This window comes from Paenibacillus sp. DP01 (assembly GCF_044784315.1).
Taxonomy (GTDB): Bacteria; Bacillota; Bacilli; order Paenibacillales; family Paenibacillaceae; genus Paenibacillus; species Paenibacillus polymyxa.
This window is the reverse complement of sequence record NZ_CP173059.1, coordinates 1,797,495-1,811,080: the sequence shown is the minus strand read 5'-3', so window position 1 is coordinate 1,811,080 and position 13,586 is coordinate 1,797,495. Positions and strand designations below refer to the sequence as shown.

The window sequence follows — 13,586 nt, the reverse complement described above, 5'->3', positions numbered from 1 at the left end:
ACGCATTATGGTACAATATAAGCTCGGAATAATGGGATAAAGGAGCGGGAGAATCCATGGCGGTTCGGCATGAGACGGAGCTGTACGCTCCGGTCAAAGCCTTTTTTGAAAATTTGGGTTATGAAGTCAAAGGAGAAGTGCGCAACTGCGATTTGATGGGGATCAAGCCAGGGCAGCAAGCGCCTCTAATTGTGGAGATAAAAAAGACGTTTAACCTGGCGCTGGTACTGCAAGGCATGCAGCGCTTGAAGCTAAGCAGCAATGTATATGTGGCTGTAGAACGGAATCGTGCCAAAAAAGGGGCGGTGAATCAACGCTGGAGTGAGCTGGTCGGACTGTGCCGCCAGTTGGGGCTTGGCTTGCTCACCGTCACGCATTTTAAAACAAAGCCTCCGCTCGTTGAGGTGCTGTGTAAGCCCGTGGCATCTAGTGATGATGTTCACAAAACGACTACCGTTCGCCGCGGCTCGCGCAAGGAAAAGCTGTTGCGGGAATTTCACGCACGCAGCGGTGACCACAATGTCGGCGGGAGCACCCGGCGCAAGCTGGTCACCGCCTACCGGGAAAAAGCGCTGCGCGTAGCCGCTGCTTTACAGGGTTTGGGGGAAGCCGCCCCGGCGCAGCTCGCCCGCACAGCAGCCGTCAGCGACGCTGCTGCCGTACTCCAGCGCAACTACTACGGCTGGTTTGAACGCGTAGCCCGCGGGCGTTATCGGCTGACTCCGTTCGGTGAAGCCGCTCTGAGCGAGTATGCAGAAGTACTGCAGCAACAGGGCATTGAAGCGGCGCCTGGAATGACGGCAGAGGATGACTGACCCCGGATAGTGATTATTACTAGCTTCGCGCAGTAAATTCTCCGATCGTCTCACCGATTAAATTCATACCCATAAGCAGTTGTTCTCGACCCGGGTGGCTAAAGTTAAGGCGAATATGGGCCGCACCTTCATCGCCAACCGCACACAACGCACCTGGCATAAAGGCTACACCCTTGGGTAGCGCCGCTTTGAGCAGCAAGGCGCTGTCCAGCCCAGCGGGCAATTTCACCCACACATACATCCCACCAGATGGAATATGATACGTCACATCTTTCCAAAACGGACGCTTGAGCAGCTCTAAGAGTAATTGGAGCCGAGTTGAATATTCCTTGTTCAACATTGCCAAGTGCTCATGCCATTGAAAACGCGAATTGGTCAGCAATTGGAACAGCAGCCGTTGGTTCATCGTACTGGATTGCACGTCAGCCAGCTGCTTCAAGGCGTACATCCCTTCGATCAGCGGCGCAGGACCAGCCGCCCAGCCAGTTCGCAGTGCAGGGGCAACTGTTTTATTAAATGAACCGATATATAGCACTTGACCGCCCTGACCCGCATGATCCAGTGCGAATAGTGAGGGATAAGCCTCTGCAAACTTTCGGCTCTGGGCATGTGGACTCTTATCATGGGTTTCGTGTTTTTGCTTAAAATGCAATTCACCGTAAGAATCGTCCTCAACGACCAACACCTCATGACGCCTACAGAGGTCCAAAATTTCCTGCCGTCTAGCCGCGCTCCATAAGGCGCCTGTCGGATTCGTAAACGTTGGCGTAGCAAAAAAAAGCTTGGGGCGATAACGGATCATTAAAGCTTCAAGCTTATCGGGAATAACGCCCTCCCCATCCGATTCTACAGGAACGACCTGCGCCCCTTGCATAGATAGTACCTGTAAACACCCAGGGGATGTCGGGTTCTCGACCAATACCGGATCACGTTCATCCACCATCAGCCTTACGATCAAGTCAATGGCCTGCTGGCTGCCTGTGGTGAGAAGAATTTGACCTGGCGGTACTCTTACTCCTTTACGCTGCTCCCACTCTCCCGCAAGCCATGCCCGCAACGGAAAATAGCCCTCCGGTTCACCATACTGGAGGGCGTCAGGGCCGGAGCCAAACACATCATGAGCTGCTTCTTCCAACAGTTTCACCGGAAACAGCTCTTGTGCAGGCAATTCTTCAGCCAAAGATATAAAGGAATGTCTTCTCGCATTTTCCCGGATATGACGCACTGGAGAAGCCAACATCGCAGCCGTTCGTGAAGCAAAGGAATATTGCATGAACATCCTCCTTCTCCTGAAAAATAGTCATGATCTCCGGGCTGACACGTCAAGCATATAACTGCTTCATCTGACGCGCATATAAGGCATAACGTTCAATCGCCTGCGCCCGGCTGGACACACCTAATTTCGCATAAATTTTACGTAAATAATTATCAATGGAGCGCCGGCTAACTTCGATCTCGATAGCAATTTTGTCATATGTAATTCCTTGTACAATACGTTCCATAATAAAAACTTCGGTTTGCGTCAATTCGTCAAAAGGCTCAGAAGCCATTAACGGCATAAACGGCCAGTTTCCACAACGAATCCAATCCATTGGTAATGAAGCAAATCCTTCGCGCAAACCGTTGATCAGGTGAATTAACTGGCTCGGTGATGCCTGCTTGGATAGCATTCCATTTGCGCCAAGCGAGATTAACTGCTGGAACAACGTAATATTGTCCTCATCCGTCATAATAACAATATGGCTGTCCGGAGACAAGACCCGCATTTGTGTCAAAAACGGTTCCGCCGTTCCCTCAGGCAATCTATAGTCCATTAAAATAATTTCCGGGCGAATGGAGCAAACCAGCTCCAGGCCTTCTGTGCCGGAGGAAGACATCCCTCTCACAAGCAAATCCTGCTGGTCTTCCAAAATAAGCTTTGTTCCCAGCATACTTGTAGGATGGATATCTATGATGACCACCTGCCATACTTTTCTCATATCTAAACCTCCTGATTTACAAAAAAATACATATTTAGCGAAAGTAATCACAAAACTAGAGAGTGCTTATGTAGAAATTGCGTAAATGTGAACGTATAGGAAGCGAAAACGATTTAAGGAAATTGTATCCTAGGACTTCCTTCCGATGCAATCTCTTTTTCCAATATTTTTATATGACTATTTCGCTTTTGCGAAATAAATAGGCCCATGATAGAATTGGTACTGCAAATAAAGACTGGAAATTTGAATTTACACGGGAGTTGAAAATCACATGCAAGCTTCACCTGAACGTCCTCCTGCCGAAGCCCGGCGGAGCAATTCAAGAAAGGGGTTGCCCGTAAAGACTTTTCTGCTATTTTGGTTTCTTCTTATTATACTAGGTGCTCTCGCAACCTATCTGTATAGCAATCACTTAAAGCAGCAAATGCTAAACGAAATGCAAACCCATACAGACCAACAAATTCAAGTACTCAAATCTGACTATGAAAAGCAATTGACTGCACTTTCCAAGGAAGTTAGCGGATTGCAGGGCAAGGTTCAGTCCTTCAACGAACTACTGACCTTTACAAAGGATAATGCCAATAACAAGACCGATAATAGCAATAAACTGTATACTCAATTAAATGAAGTCAAGCAGCAGCTCAATACACTTCAGAAAAAAATGGACTTGCTAAAATGAATGTAGATGCAAAGCTAGTAAACCGGTTCTTTATGTTGGCCCTTGCTCCTTTTATCGGTTTGTTAGGGTCTATTTTGTTAGTGCATCCCCCTTTGAGCTTTCCTGAATCTACATCTCCGAATCTGCAAAAAGCCGAAATTACTCTACAAACGCAATCAGTAGGCAAGCAGCTTGATGAAGCCAAGCAAACAGCAACGTATACCTTATCTACGATTCGCCGGACGTCTGAGCTCTACAAACAAACGACCCAAACGATGAATCAGCTTGTCGTGACTGCCTCTGCGCAGTCCAAGCGACCCGCGGTTATCTATAATCGGCGCATCACTGCCAAACTGGGGGTTCCCTACTACCAGGTAGATAGCAACCGGATTACCATTGAATTGTTTAAAGTAAACCCGGGAATTTATCACGGATACGCTATGAAAGTCAAACTTAAAGATCCTACGGCAATGAAAATGTCTTTGGGAAATGACAAATTGGGTGGCTCAGAGACGACCATGCGTGCAGTCTTGAGACACGGAGCCATTGCAGGCATCAACGCAGGCGGCTTTGCCGATGGAGATGGCAAACGCTATCCATTAAGCACTACTGTCTTGAACGGCCGCTATCTTACTGGCTTTCAGTCGAGTTTTAAGGACTTGTCATTCGTCGGATTGAGTAACGACGGCAAGCTTATTGGGGGCAAATTTTACAATCAAAGTGCTCTTGACAGCTTAAAACCTGCCTTTGGAGCTACCTTTGTTCCCGTTCTGTTGCAAAGGGGACAAAAAGTGCCTATTCCTGACAAATGGAAAGTCTCTCCCAAGCGGGCTCCACGTACAGTCATTGGCAACTATAAAGATGATCAGTTGCTCATTATTGTCGTAGACGGCTACAATGAAAGCGGGGGTTCAGGTGCAACGCTCGAAGAACTCCAAGGGAAGATGTTCAATCTGGGAGTTCAAGATGCTTATAATTTGGACGGCGGCGGTTCATCGTCCCTTATACTAAACGGCCGAATCGTAAACAAACCGTCAGATGGTAATTTGCGTCCAGTCCCTACTCATTTTTTGTTCTATAAATAGTTAGGTGTAGTGTAGTTTACCATCCAATTAAATATATGCTGTTCAGGCATAGCTCTATCCGAAAAAAAGCATCACGAACGAATGTCGTGATGCTTTTGCCTCATTTAGGAGGAGTACTGTGTCATTTCTGTCAGGCATTGAGCACAAATATAACGTTCTTTGAAATCGTTCACTTGTTCTATTGAGCCGCAGAATACACATTTTGGACGATAACGCTCCAAAATAATATGGTCGCCCTGAACCAAAATTTCGACAGGATCTCCCTCATTCATTTGATATCTTTTACGCAATGACTTAGGCAGAACTATTCTCCCCAACTGATCAACTTTACGTACCACACCGGCAGGTTTCATCGTGATCGTACACCTCTCCTATTGAGTATTAGCTTGCAATTTTCTTTCCAGGCGAAAAACTAGGTACAAAGACACTATTCTTTATGTAGTATTCGCTGTCTTTTTGTCGAATCCTGCTGATCACAGGAAATTTTATTACATTTTTTCATAAAATCATGAACCATATCAAAGTATGGTACAGAATGTCTATAATATTTTTATCGACCGGAAAGCCAATTATCATTAGCCTTCACAGAGAATTTCCGCAAATTTATGACCATATATCCTTTATTTAAGCTCTACTGTCATGTACTTTCGAGCAATAATAGTGCAACTTTTATCAGCAACTAAGGTCCTGGTTCTTTATTCGCATTTATACTTGGTCGATTGATGTTCTTTACGATAAACCTGGAAAATCCAATTGTCTCAGCGCTTCATATACGATAATCGCAGCGGAATTCGACAAGTTTAGAGATCTTACTTTATCTGACATAGGCATCTTGATACATGTATCAGGATTAGCAGCTAACAGTTCAGGAGGCAAACCTTTCGTTTCTTTACCAAACACCAAAAAGTCTCCATCCTGAAATTCAATATCACTATACTGCTGTTTTGCCTTTGTTGTCGCATAAAAAAAGCGACCTTCTTGATATTTCTCTTGTACTTCAGCAAAAGAATCGTGATACTCAATGTGAACAGCATACCAATAATCAAGCCCAGCCCGTTTTAACGTAGCATCATCGGTACGGAAGCCCAGTGGCTTAACCAGATGCAGATGAGTTCCGGTTGCTGCACACGTTCTGGCAATATTCCCTGTGTTAGCTGGAATTTCCGGCTCGACAAGCACAATATGTAATGGCATCAGTTTTTCGTTCCTTTCATTATTAAATTCATTAGACAAATAACCTAAAGTCTAACTAAAATGTGTATACTGAAAACATACACTTTCTTCATTTTAACAAAATCAGAGGGATATAGACATCAAACGACAAAAAAATATCAATTTCCCTACACCACTAAAAGCCTTCCCCTATACACATTCAGGGAAGGCTTTATTTTTACTTTTTCGATATCAAATATCGTGTATCGAAATATATGTCTGTATAATCAACTGTTACGTTGCTTAAATCCATCCATAAACTCGGCTAATGCTTGACAGTTCTCCAGTGGAACCGCATTGTAGATTGAGGCGCGAAGCCCTCCTACACTGCGATGCCCCTTCAATCCGATGAAACCCGCTTGTTCGGATTCTTTAATAAATTGTTTTTCCAGATCCTCATTCGCAAGGCGGAAGGTTACGTTCATAATAGAACGATCAGCGCTGTCCACACAACCACGATAGAAGCCTTCGCTTCTGTCAATACGGTCGTATAGCAGATCAGCTTTCTGCTGATTCACACGCTCGATGCCTTCTAAACCGCCTTCATCCTGGATCCATTTGAGCACTTCATTCACCATGTATATGGCAAAGGATGGGGGAGTATTGTAGAGAGAGTTATTCTTTTCATAAGTACTGTAACGCAGCATCGTAGGAATATTGCCTGGTGAGGAAGCCAGTAGCTCTTCACGGGCAACCACGACCGTTACACCAGAAGGTCCCAGATTTTTTTGCGCACCAGCATAAATCAATCCAAATTGAGTAACATCAAAAGGCTTGCAAAAAATATCACTGGACATGTCCACAATCAGCGGTACGGAACCCGTATCCGGGAATTGCTTAAATTGTGTACCTTCAATCGTCTCATTGGACGTCATATGCACATATGCAGTATTCTCAGGCAAGTCCAAGGAATCCACATTCGGAAGACGCATGTATTTCTCATCAGCGGAGGAGGCGGCAATGTGAGCCTTGCCCAATAGCTTAGCTTCTTTATATGCCTTGTCCGACCAGCTGCCTGTCATTACATAGCTTCCGATCTGTCCTTCGCCTAAGAAATTTAAAGGCAGCATGGCAAACTGCGTGCTTGCGCCCCCTTGCAAGAACAACACCTTGTAGCCTTGTGGATTGCCCAGCAGAGATAGCAGACGTTCCTGCGCTTCATTATGGACAGATTCATACACGGCTCCACGGTGAGACATTTCCATGATGGACATCCCTGTCCCCTGGAAATCTACGAATTCAGCTTGTACACGTTCCAGTACTTTGAGCGGCAATGCCGCTGGTCCTGCATTAAAATTGTAGGCTCTCTTACTCAACAATTTCCCATCCCTTCTCTACTCTGGTGTGGATATTATCGCTATGATAGCAGTATTCATAAATGCGTTCAAGACTTGTATTAAAATGTTTCCGATTTCCTTTATGATGTGACAAAGCTGTGAATGTTAATATATTTAACATCTTCATTTTGTAGTATTTATCATAATGGTAAAAGGTCTCCGGCATAAGACCGGAGACCTATCTTGAACAACAACTATTCCCCGCAGGCTAATGAGTGTTATTCAAATCTGCTATGCTATCAGTGTAGTATTAGCAGTCAAAATACAAGCTGTATTCATGTGGATGAACACGGATGTTCACTGATTTAGCTTCAGAACGTTTGAACTCTACATAGTTATCGATAAAGTCCTTCGTAAATACGCCGCCTTCAGTCAGGAATTCGTAATCGGCTTCCAGAGCGTCCAGAGCTTCATCTAGTGTACCAGGTACACTGCGGATTTTGCCTTTTTCAGCGTCAGATAGCTCATAGATGTTAGTGTCGAGTGGACCATAGCCCAATTCGACTGGGTTCAGTTTGCGCTTGATGCCATCCAGACCCGCCATCAGCATTGCTGAGAAAGCAAGGTATGGGTTAGCTGTGGAGTCTGGTGTACGGAACTCGATTCGACAGCCTTTAGGCGTTACAGCCGCTACTGGAATACGTACAGCCGCAGAACGGTTACCTTTGGAGAATACCAGGTTAACCGGCGCTTCGTAGCCAGGAACGAGACGTTTGAACGAGTTGGTGCTTGGGTTGGTCAAAGCGATCAACGCAGGTGCATGGTACAGAATACCGCCAATGTAATGAAGAGCCATTTCGCTCAGATTAGCATAACCACCTTTTTCGTAGAACAAAGGAGTGTCGCCATCGAAAATAGATTGGTGAACGTGCATACCGCTTCCGTTGTCCCCGAAAATCGGTTTCGGCATGAATGTTGCCACTTTACCATATTGACGCGCTGTGTTGTGTACAATGTATTTATAAACGAGCAGGTTGTCTGCTGTTTTCTTGAGTGTATCAAAACGGAAGTTGATTTCCGCTTGGCCTGCCGTAGCCACCTCATGGTGATGGCGCTCAATTCTCAGACCTGCTTCTTCAAGCAAACGGCACATTTCACTACGAATGTCTTGCTGGGTGTCTACTGGTGCTACAGGTACATAGCCGCCCTTCACTCCCACTTTGAAGGCCAGGTTGCCGCCTTCTTCCTTACGGTTCGTGTTCCAAGCTGCTTCCTCGGAATCTACGAAGAAGGAGGAGCTGTTCATGCCACTTTCGTAGCGAACATCATCAAAGATGAAAAATTCAGATTCAGGTGCAAAGAATGCCGCTGTACCCACTCCTGCGGATTGCAGAAATTCCTCAGCTTTTTTGGCAATACCACGAGGATCACGGTCATATTTTTCGCCGTCTGGCGTAGCAATATCACACAGGATATTCAGTGTAGGATGCTGAGTGAAAGGGTCGATAAAAACCGCTTCTGGATCGGGCAGCATAACCATGTCGGATTCCTCAATGCCACGATAGCCGGGAATGGAAGAACCGTCGAAAGCAACACCGTTAACAAATGTTTCTTCATCTACTTCGGAAGCTGGCAATGAAATATGGTGAGCACGACCAGACAAATCTACAAAACGAAAATCTACCCACTCAATATTATTTTCCTGAATTGTTTTCAATACGTTTTCAACGGACATGTCTTCTTCCTCCCAATTTTTCCGAACATTAAGTCTTATACAACCCTGAAATGTTCATGATCGAATGTTTTTTTCTGTCGTCATTATAAATCTCAAACATGACACGGGTCAATAGCTATGTAAGGTATTTTTTAAACTAATGTTAGATATGCTTACGCCCTTGATAACATTTGAACAATACAAAAAGCCCGAAACATCGGGCTTTTAGGTGATTTTACTCTTATTTACTGCATTGCGGCAAAACTTTTATGCATTAATGTTAATAATTAGTTTTAAGATACAGCACTAGGTGTGTGGAATGTTTTCCCAATTGCAGGAGCCAACAATTCCAAATCTTTTAGTAAATCTGCAAATTGATCCGGGAATAGGGACTGTACACCATCACCCGTCATCGAGTTGTCAGGGTCTGTATGCATTTCAATAATTAAACCATCCGCTCCCGCTGCTACCGAAGCCTTCGTCATAGGAACAACCAGTTCACGTCTACCTGTGCCATGGCTAGGATCGGAAATGACCGGCAAATGGCTCAACTGCTGCAAAACAGGGATCGCGGACAAGTCGAGCGTATTTCTAGTGTAGGTTTCGAATGTACGGATACCGCGCTCACATAACATAACGTTCGGGTTGCCGCCTGCCAAGATGTACTCGGCAGCATTCAAAAACTCGTCATAAGTCGAGCTGAAACCTCGCTTGAGCAATACTGGCTTGCCGCAAGTACCCAGCTTGCGCAGCAAATCAAAGTTTTGCATATTACGTGTACCTACTTGCAGAATATCGGCGTATTCCGCGCAGATGTCTACGTATTCAGGTGTCATGACCTCTGTGATGGTCAAGAGATCGTGCTTCTGCCCCGCCTCAGCCATCATGATTAAACCTTCTACACCCGTTCCTTGGAAGCTGTATGGCCCTGTACGCGGCTTAAAGGCACCTCCACGAAGGACTTGCGCGCCTGCAGCTTTGACCAATCCGGCAATTTCATCGATCTGTGCGGCAGACTCAACAGCACATGGTCCCCCCATAACGACAAGCTCGCCGCCGCCGATATTTACACCTTTGATGGAGATCACCGTATTTTCCGGATGAAAATCACGGCTGGCCAATTTGTAGGACTTCGAAATTTTAACTACATTTTCTACACCCTTCATTTGGCGTAGATGTTCTGCCAGCTTCGGTTCTACGCTACCAATCAGTCCGATAATCGTACGATCCGATCCTCGGGATACATGAGCCTGCAATCCTTCTTTTTCAATCACTTCAACAATAGCTTGAATATGTTCTTCAGGTGTTTGAACACCAGCGATAACGATCATTTTTTTCTTCCTCTCTATAAACCATATTTTATTATCCACATAGAATAATATTATGACACTTAGACGCTTGTTCGCTTTTAAGCTTTTATCCGTTAAAGCAACTATACCTGTTTTAACTTGCCTCGTCAAGGCTTAATTATCCCGAATAGTTCTTTTTTTTGACTTAGTGAAGCTGATCTAATTGAATAATATCGGTACTTAAACAATTTGAAAAAAGCCGCTACCCGGATGTTTGTATCCGAATAACGGCTGTAATCAATGACATACTATTTCGTCGTTTTTGACTTTTCTCGTACAGGAGGCAGCAGTTTTTTCATATCAATGGTTCGCTGAATCTCCCATGTTTCCGGGTTATCCGCTTCATACTGTTCCAAATACGTAATGACCTCTTTGGTAATCAGCGTAGGTGTTGAAGCCCCGGAGGTCACAGCTACTTTGGCTACACCCTCAAGCCACTCCCTCTTCAGCTCCGTTATATCAGAAATACGATAAGCCGTAGTACCAGCTATTTCCTCTGACACCTGAGCCAATCGGTTGGAATTGTTGCTTCGCGGGTCACCGACCACGATTACCAGATCCGCCTGTCCTGCCTGCTCAGCTACCGCTTCCTGACGTACCTGTGTCGCCAAACAGATTTCATTGTGTATCTCGGCACCTGGGTACTTTTCTAGAAGCTTTTTCATTATGTGCTTGATGTCCCATTGACTCATGGTCGTCTGATTCGTAATGAGGATTTTGTCTGCTGACAGTGTAAGACTGTCAATCTCTTCTTCCTTTTCAATCAGATGAACATGGTCAGGAGCAATACCGATAGCTCCCTCTGGCTCTGGATGATTCTTTTTGCCAATATAAATAATCTGATAGCCTTCGGCAGACTTCTCCCGAATCAGATCATGTGTCTTCGTGACGTCAGGGCAGGTTGCGTCAACCGTAGTCAATCCCTTGTCTCGTGCCAGCTTGCGAACCTCTGGTGATACGCCATGAGCAGTGAAAATGACAGTACCACTCTCTACCTGGCTTAAAATCTCCATGCGGTTCGGTCCGTCCAATGTAATGATTCCTTCGTCTTCGAAGGAATTGGTGACATGACTGTTATGAACAATCATGCCTAGTATATAAATAGGCCGGGGTAAGTCCAAATTTCTGGCTGCCTGACGAGCCAATACCATGGCATCGACTACGCCGTAGCAGTAACCCCGGGGCGAAATTCTGAGTACCTCCAAAAATAGCCCCCACTTTCTTCGACACAGTATACAGCTCCAGTAACTGGACAGCTGCAGGCCTTTATGCCTCTACCGGCCAATTCTATGATGTAGTTCTCCTCCTATTATAGCCTATTCCAAAGGCGCGGAAAAGCTGACAGGAAGCCAAATGACAAAGGTTGTTCCTTCTCCTTGGCGCGTAACCACTTCCACAGACCCCTGATGTTCATCAATAATCCACTTGGCAATAGATAATCCCAAGCCAATTCCCTCCGTCACGCCGCGTGACTCATCTGCCCGGTAAAACCGGTCAAAAATAAAGGGAACCTCACTTTTGTCCATACCAATACCTGTATCACTGATCCGTAGCCCCACCTGACCCTGATAAACAATCGCATCAAATCGGACTGTGCCTTCAGGTGTATATTTAAAAGCATTATCAATGAAAATGAATAGCATTTGCTGCAAATAATCTTTGCTTCCGTCCATATAAATACCATTCAACAACGAAAAGTCGCCCACATTCCATTCGGCCGTTCGCTCCAAAAACTGAGCACGACGAGCAACCTCGTTTACGAGCGGCTCCAGCGCAACAGGCATCTTATCGAATGTTTTCCCCGTGTCCGCTCTTGCGAGTGACAACATATCGCTCACCAAGCGACTCATTCGCTTGCCTTCATCCGCCATGTCATTCAGCGCCTCCATGGAAAGCTCGCGAATCATGGCTTCATCCATATTCGGTCGCTCGCCCGGTTCGGTAGTCCACATTTTGAGCAGAAAATCAACGTTGCCACGAATCGTCGTCAAAGGTGTGCGCAGTTCATGGGAAGCATCGGCCACAAACCGGCGCTGCGCACCATATGCATCTTCAAGTTCCTTATAGAACACTTCTGTACGCCCCAGCATGTTGTTAACCGTCCCGATCAATTGTCCAATTTCATCTGGTGGTCCGTCATATTCAATCCGAACACTCAAATCATTACTCGATTGAATCTGATTGGCCCCCTCAATGACCTTAACCAGCGGCTTCATAGATTTACGAGCCAGGAAGAGACCAGAGGTCGCAGCAGCGAGTAAGGCAAATAGTGAACCGTACACAAGCACATTTTGTAACCTGTTCATAAGTCGGTCCTGAGAACCCGTGAATTGCCCTACCTGTAGCAGCCCGACCACCAAGCCCAACTCCTCGGATTTGATCGGCTGTTGAATAATCATAAAGGAATCACCATTTACGTTCACACGCCGAATTCCTTCATTTTGAACTGCTCCTGCCGCTGTAGACGGAACAGGGAAGGTGATACTGAGGTCTTTCATATTTTGGGTCGTTTTGGTTACACCGGACGTATAATTGTAAATTTGAACATAGAGCTGTGAGTCATCTATTCCACGCCCCTGCTCCAATCCCAAATCCAGATTAGGGACCTCAAACAATCCCCCTTTTATAATAAGGCGTAATTGCTTGTTAATCTGTGGCGCCTGAGTCATAAGCTGACTTTTCACTTCATTATATGTGTAGTAATATACTAGTCCGTAAATAGCCAGACCAAAAATGACAAGCACTATAGCCAAGATGCTCGAATACCAAGCTGTCAGCCGCCACCGAATAGACATATTACACATCACCTCTTAAAATATAGCCAGCTCCCCGAATGGTACGAATAAGCCGTTTGCCACCATCCTGCTCCGTTTTTTGTCGCAACATGGCAATATATACTTCCAGCACATTCGATTCTCCGCTATAGTCATAGCCCCAAATTTTATCCATAATCAGATCACGCGACAGAACGCGTTTTGGGTTTTGCATGAACAGATGGAGCAGTTCAAATTCTTTGGCCGTCAGTTCCAAGCGTTTGCCACCACGAACTACTTCACGTGATTCGTTATCCAGTTGTAAATCCTCGAAGGTAAGCCGATTCCCATTATTGTCCTGCTGTTCAGTTTTACGCCGCAAAAGCGCTCGTACGCGTGCCAGCAGCTCCTCCAGAGCAAACGGCTTCACGAGATAATCATCAGCCCCCAGGTCCAGACCCTTCACCCGGTTCTCCACCTCATCCTTGGCTGTAAGCATCAGGACAGGTACTGTGCTTCCCCCCTCCCGCATACGACGGCAAACCTCAAAACCATCGACCTGCGGCATCATTACATCGAGCACGACCAAATCAGGCTCAGCCGTTAGCATTTTATTTAATCCCTCTGCTCCATTGGCGGCTGTCAGCACTTCATATCCTTCAAAAGCCAGCCCTCTGCGCAGCATGGATACAATTTTTTCATCATCATCAATGATCAGAATAGTAGAGCGCATACACGATCAAA

Annotated in this window: 13 protein-coding genes; 3 read left to right on the top strand and 10 right to left on the bottom strand. The window is 45.6% G+C overall.

The genetic code is table 11. From position 1 onward, the window contains the following. Positions 1-56: 56 nt before the first annotated feature. On the top strand, positions 57-815 hold the full coding sequence (locus tag ACH59B_RS08045) for a DUF2161 domain-containing phosphodiesterase (RefSeq protein WP_404303609.1): 759 nt from the start codon (positions 57-59) through the stop codon (positions 813-815). A 19-nt stretch (positions 816-834) separates the two neighbouring features. Here ACH59B_RS08045 and ACH59B_RS08040 read toward each other — a convergent pair whose 3' ends face one another. Together ACH59B_RS08040 and ACH59B_RS08035 are read right to left on the bottom strand one after the other, a co-directional pair. Continuing rightward, on the bottom strand, positions 835-2,088 hold the full coding sequence (locus ACH59B_RS08040; RefSeq protein ID WP_016820497.1) for a PLP-dependent aminotransferase family protein: 1,254 nt from the start codon (positions 2,086-2,088) through the stop codon (positions 835-837). Positions 2,089-2,137: 49 nt separating this feature from the next. Next, positions 2,138-2,794: a response regulator transcription factor gene (locus ACH59B_RS08035; protein ID WP_016820498.1), complete on the bottom strand. Its 657-nt coding sequence runs from the start codon at positions 2,792-2,794 to the stop codon at positions 2,138-2,140. Between the two features lie 271 nt (positions 2,795-3,065). Here ACH59B_RS08035 and ACH59B_RS08030 point away from each other — a divergent pair, with 271 nt between their 5' ends. Both ACH59B_RS08030 and ACH59B_RS08025 read left to right on the top strand, forming a co-directional pair. Beyond that, positions 3,066-3,473 carry a hypothetical protein gene (locus tag ACH59B_RS08030; protein WP_016820499.1) on the top strand — a complete coding sequence of 136 codons (408 nt, stop codon included), beginning with the start codon at positions 3,066-3,068 and terminating at the stop codon, positions 3,471-3,473. Beyond that, positions 3,470-4,537 carry a phosphodiester glycosidase family protein gene (locus ACH59B_RS08025; protein ID WP_404303608.1) on the top strand — a complete coding sequence of 356 codons (1,068 nt, stop codon included), beginning with the start codon at positions 3,470-3,472 and terminating at the stop codon, positions 4,535-4,537. The genes ACH59B_RS08030 and ACH59B_RS08025 overlap by 4 nt, the downstream gene beginning before the upstream one ends. A gap of 104 nt (positions 4,538-4,641) precedes the next feature. Here ACH59B_RS08025 and ACH59B_RS08020 read toward each other — a convergent pair whose 3' ends face one another. The 8 genes from ACH59B_RS08020 to ACH59B_RS07985 all read right to left on the bottom strand — a co-directional run bounded on the left by ACH59B_RS08020 (position 4,642) and on the right by ACH59B_RS07985 (position 13,575). After that, positions 4,642-4,890 carry an AbrB/MazE/SpoVT family DNA-binding domain-containing protein gene (locus ACH59B_RS08020; protein ID WP_014599574.1) on the bottom strand — a complete coding sequence of 83 codons (249 nt, stop codon included), beginning with the start codon at positions 4,888-4,890 and terminating at the stop codon, positions 4,642-4,644. 376 nt (positions 4,891-5,266) lie between these two features. Beyond that, positions 5,267-5,731, bottom strand: coding sequence for a tRNA (uridine(34)/cytosine(34)/5-carboxymethylaminomethyluridine(34)-2'-O)-methyltransferase TrmL (gene trmL / locus ACH59B_RS08015; protein ID WP_017426659.1), 465 nt, complete (start codon positions 5,729-5,731; stop codon positions 5,267-5,269). 245 nt (positions 5,732-5,976) lie between these two features. Beyond that, positions 5,977-7,068 carry a 3-phosphoserine/phosphohydroxythreonine transaminase gene (gene serC / locus ACH59B_RS08010; RefSeq protein WP_404303606.1) on the bottom strand — a complete coding sequence of 364 codons (1,092 nt, stop codon included), beginning with the start codon at positions 7,066-7,068 and terminating at the stop codon, positions 5,977-5,979. A gap of 268 nt (positions 7,069-7,336) precedes the next feature. Beyond that, positions 7,337-8,761, bottom strand: coding sequence for a type I glutamate--ammonia ligase (gene glnA / locus ACH59B_RS08005; RefSeq protein ID WP_016820503.1), 1,425 nt, complete (start codon positions 8,759-8,761; stop codon positions 7,337-7,339). 272 nt (positions 8,762-9,033) lie between these two features. Next, positions 9,034-10,071, bottom strand: a complete 1,038-nt coding sequence (gene aroF, locus ACH59B_RS08000; protein ID WP_017426658.1) for a 3-deoxy-7-phosphoheptulonate synthase — start codon at positions 10,069-10,071, stop codon at positions 9,034-9,036. Between the two features lie 266 nt (positions 10,072-10,337). Next, on the bottom strand, positions 10,338-11,294 hold the full coding sequence (locus tag ACH59B_RS07995; protein WP_017426657.1) for a 4-hydroxy-3-methylbut-2-enyl diphosphate reductase: 957 nt from the start codon (positions 11,292-11,294) through the stop codon (positions 10,338-10,340). Positions 11,295-11,405: 111 nt separating this feature from the next. Beyond that, the gene (locus ACH59B_RS07990) at positions 11,406-12,884 is read right to left on the bottom strand and encodes a cell wall metabolism sensor histidine kinase WalK (RefSeq protein WP_017426656.1); all 1,479 of its coding nucleotides are present in this window, start codon (positions 12,882-12,884) and stop codon (positions 11,406-11,408) included. A 1-nt stretch (position 12,885) separates the two neighbouring features. Then, positions 12,886-13,575, bottom strand: coding sequence for a response regulator transcription factor (locus ACH59B_RS07985; RefSeq protein ID WP_016820507.1), 690 nt, complete (start codon positions 13,573-13,575; stop codon positions 12,886-12,888). Positions 13,576-13,586 lie beyond the last annotated feature (11 nt).

Excerpts from the sequence above, each read along its gene's own strand:
- ACH59B_RS07990 (WP_017426656.1), bottom strand. The coding sequence starts at position 12,884 with ATGTCTATTCGGTGGCGGCTGACAGCTTGGTATTCGAGCATCTTGGCT.
- ACH59B_RS08035 (WP_016820498.1), bottom strand. The coding sequence starts at position 2,794 with ATGAGAAAAGTATGGCAGGTGGTCATCATAGATATCCATCCTACAAGT.
- ACH59B_RS08025 (WP_404303608.1), top strand. The coding sequence starts at position 3,470 with ATGAATGTAGATGCAAAGCTAGTAAACCGGTTCTTTATGTTGGCCCTT.
- aroF (WP_017426658.1), bottom strand. The coding sequence starts at position 10,071 with ATGATCGTTATCGCTGGTGTTCAAACACCTGAAGAACATATTCAAGCT.
- ACH59B_RS08040 (WP_016820497.1), bottom strand. The coding sequence starts at position 2,088 with ATGCAATATTCCTTTGCTTCACGAACGGCTGCGATGTTGGCTTCTCCA.
- trmL (WP_017426659.1), bottom strand. The coding sequence starts at position 5,731 with ATGCCATTACATATTGTGCTTGTCGAGCCGGAAATTCCAGCTAACACA.
- ACH59B_RS08020 (WP_014599574.1), bottom strand. The coding sequence starts at position 4,890 with ATGAAACCTGCCGGTGTGGTACGTAAAGTTGATCAGTTGGGGAGAATA.
- ACH59B_RS07985 (WP_016820507.1), bottom strand. The coding sequence starts at position 13,575 with ATGCGCTCTACTATTCTGATCATTGATGATGATGAAAAAATTGTATCC.
- glnA (WP_016820503.1), bottom strand. The coding sequence starts at position 8,761 with ATGTCCGTTGAAAACGTATTGAAAACAATTCAGGAAAATAATATTGAG.
- ACH59B_RS08045 (WP_404303609.1), top strand. The coding sequence starts at position 57 with ATGGCGGTTCGGCATGAGACGGAGCTGTACGCTCCGGTCAAAGCCTTT.
- ACH59B_RS08030 (WP_016820499.1), top strand. The coding sequence starts at position 3,066 with ATGCAAGCTTCACCTGAACGTCCTCCTGCCGAAGCCCGGCGGAGCAAT.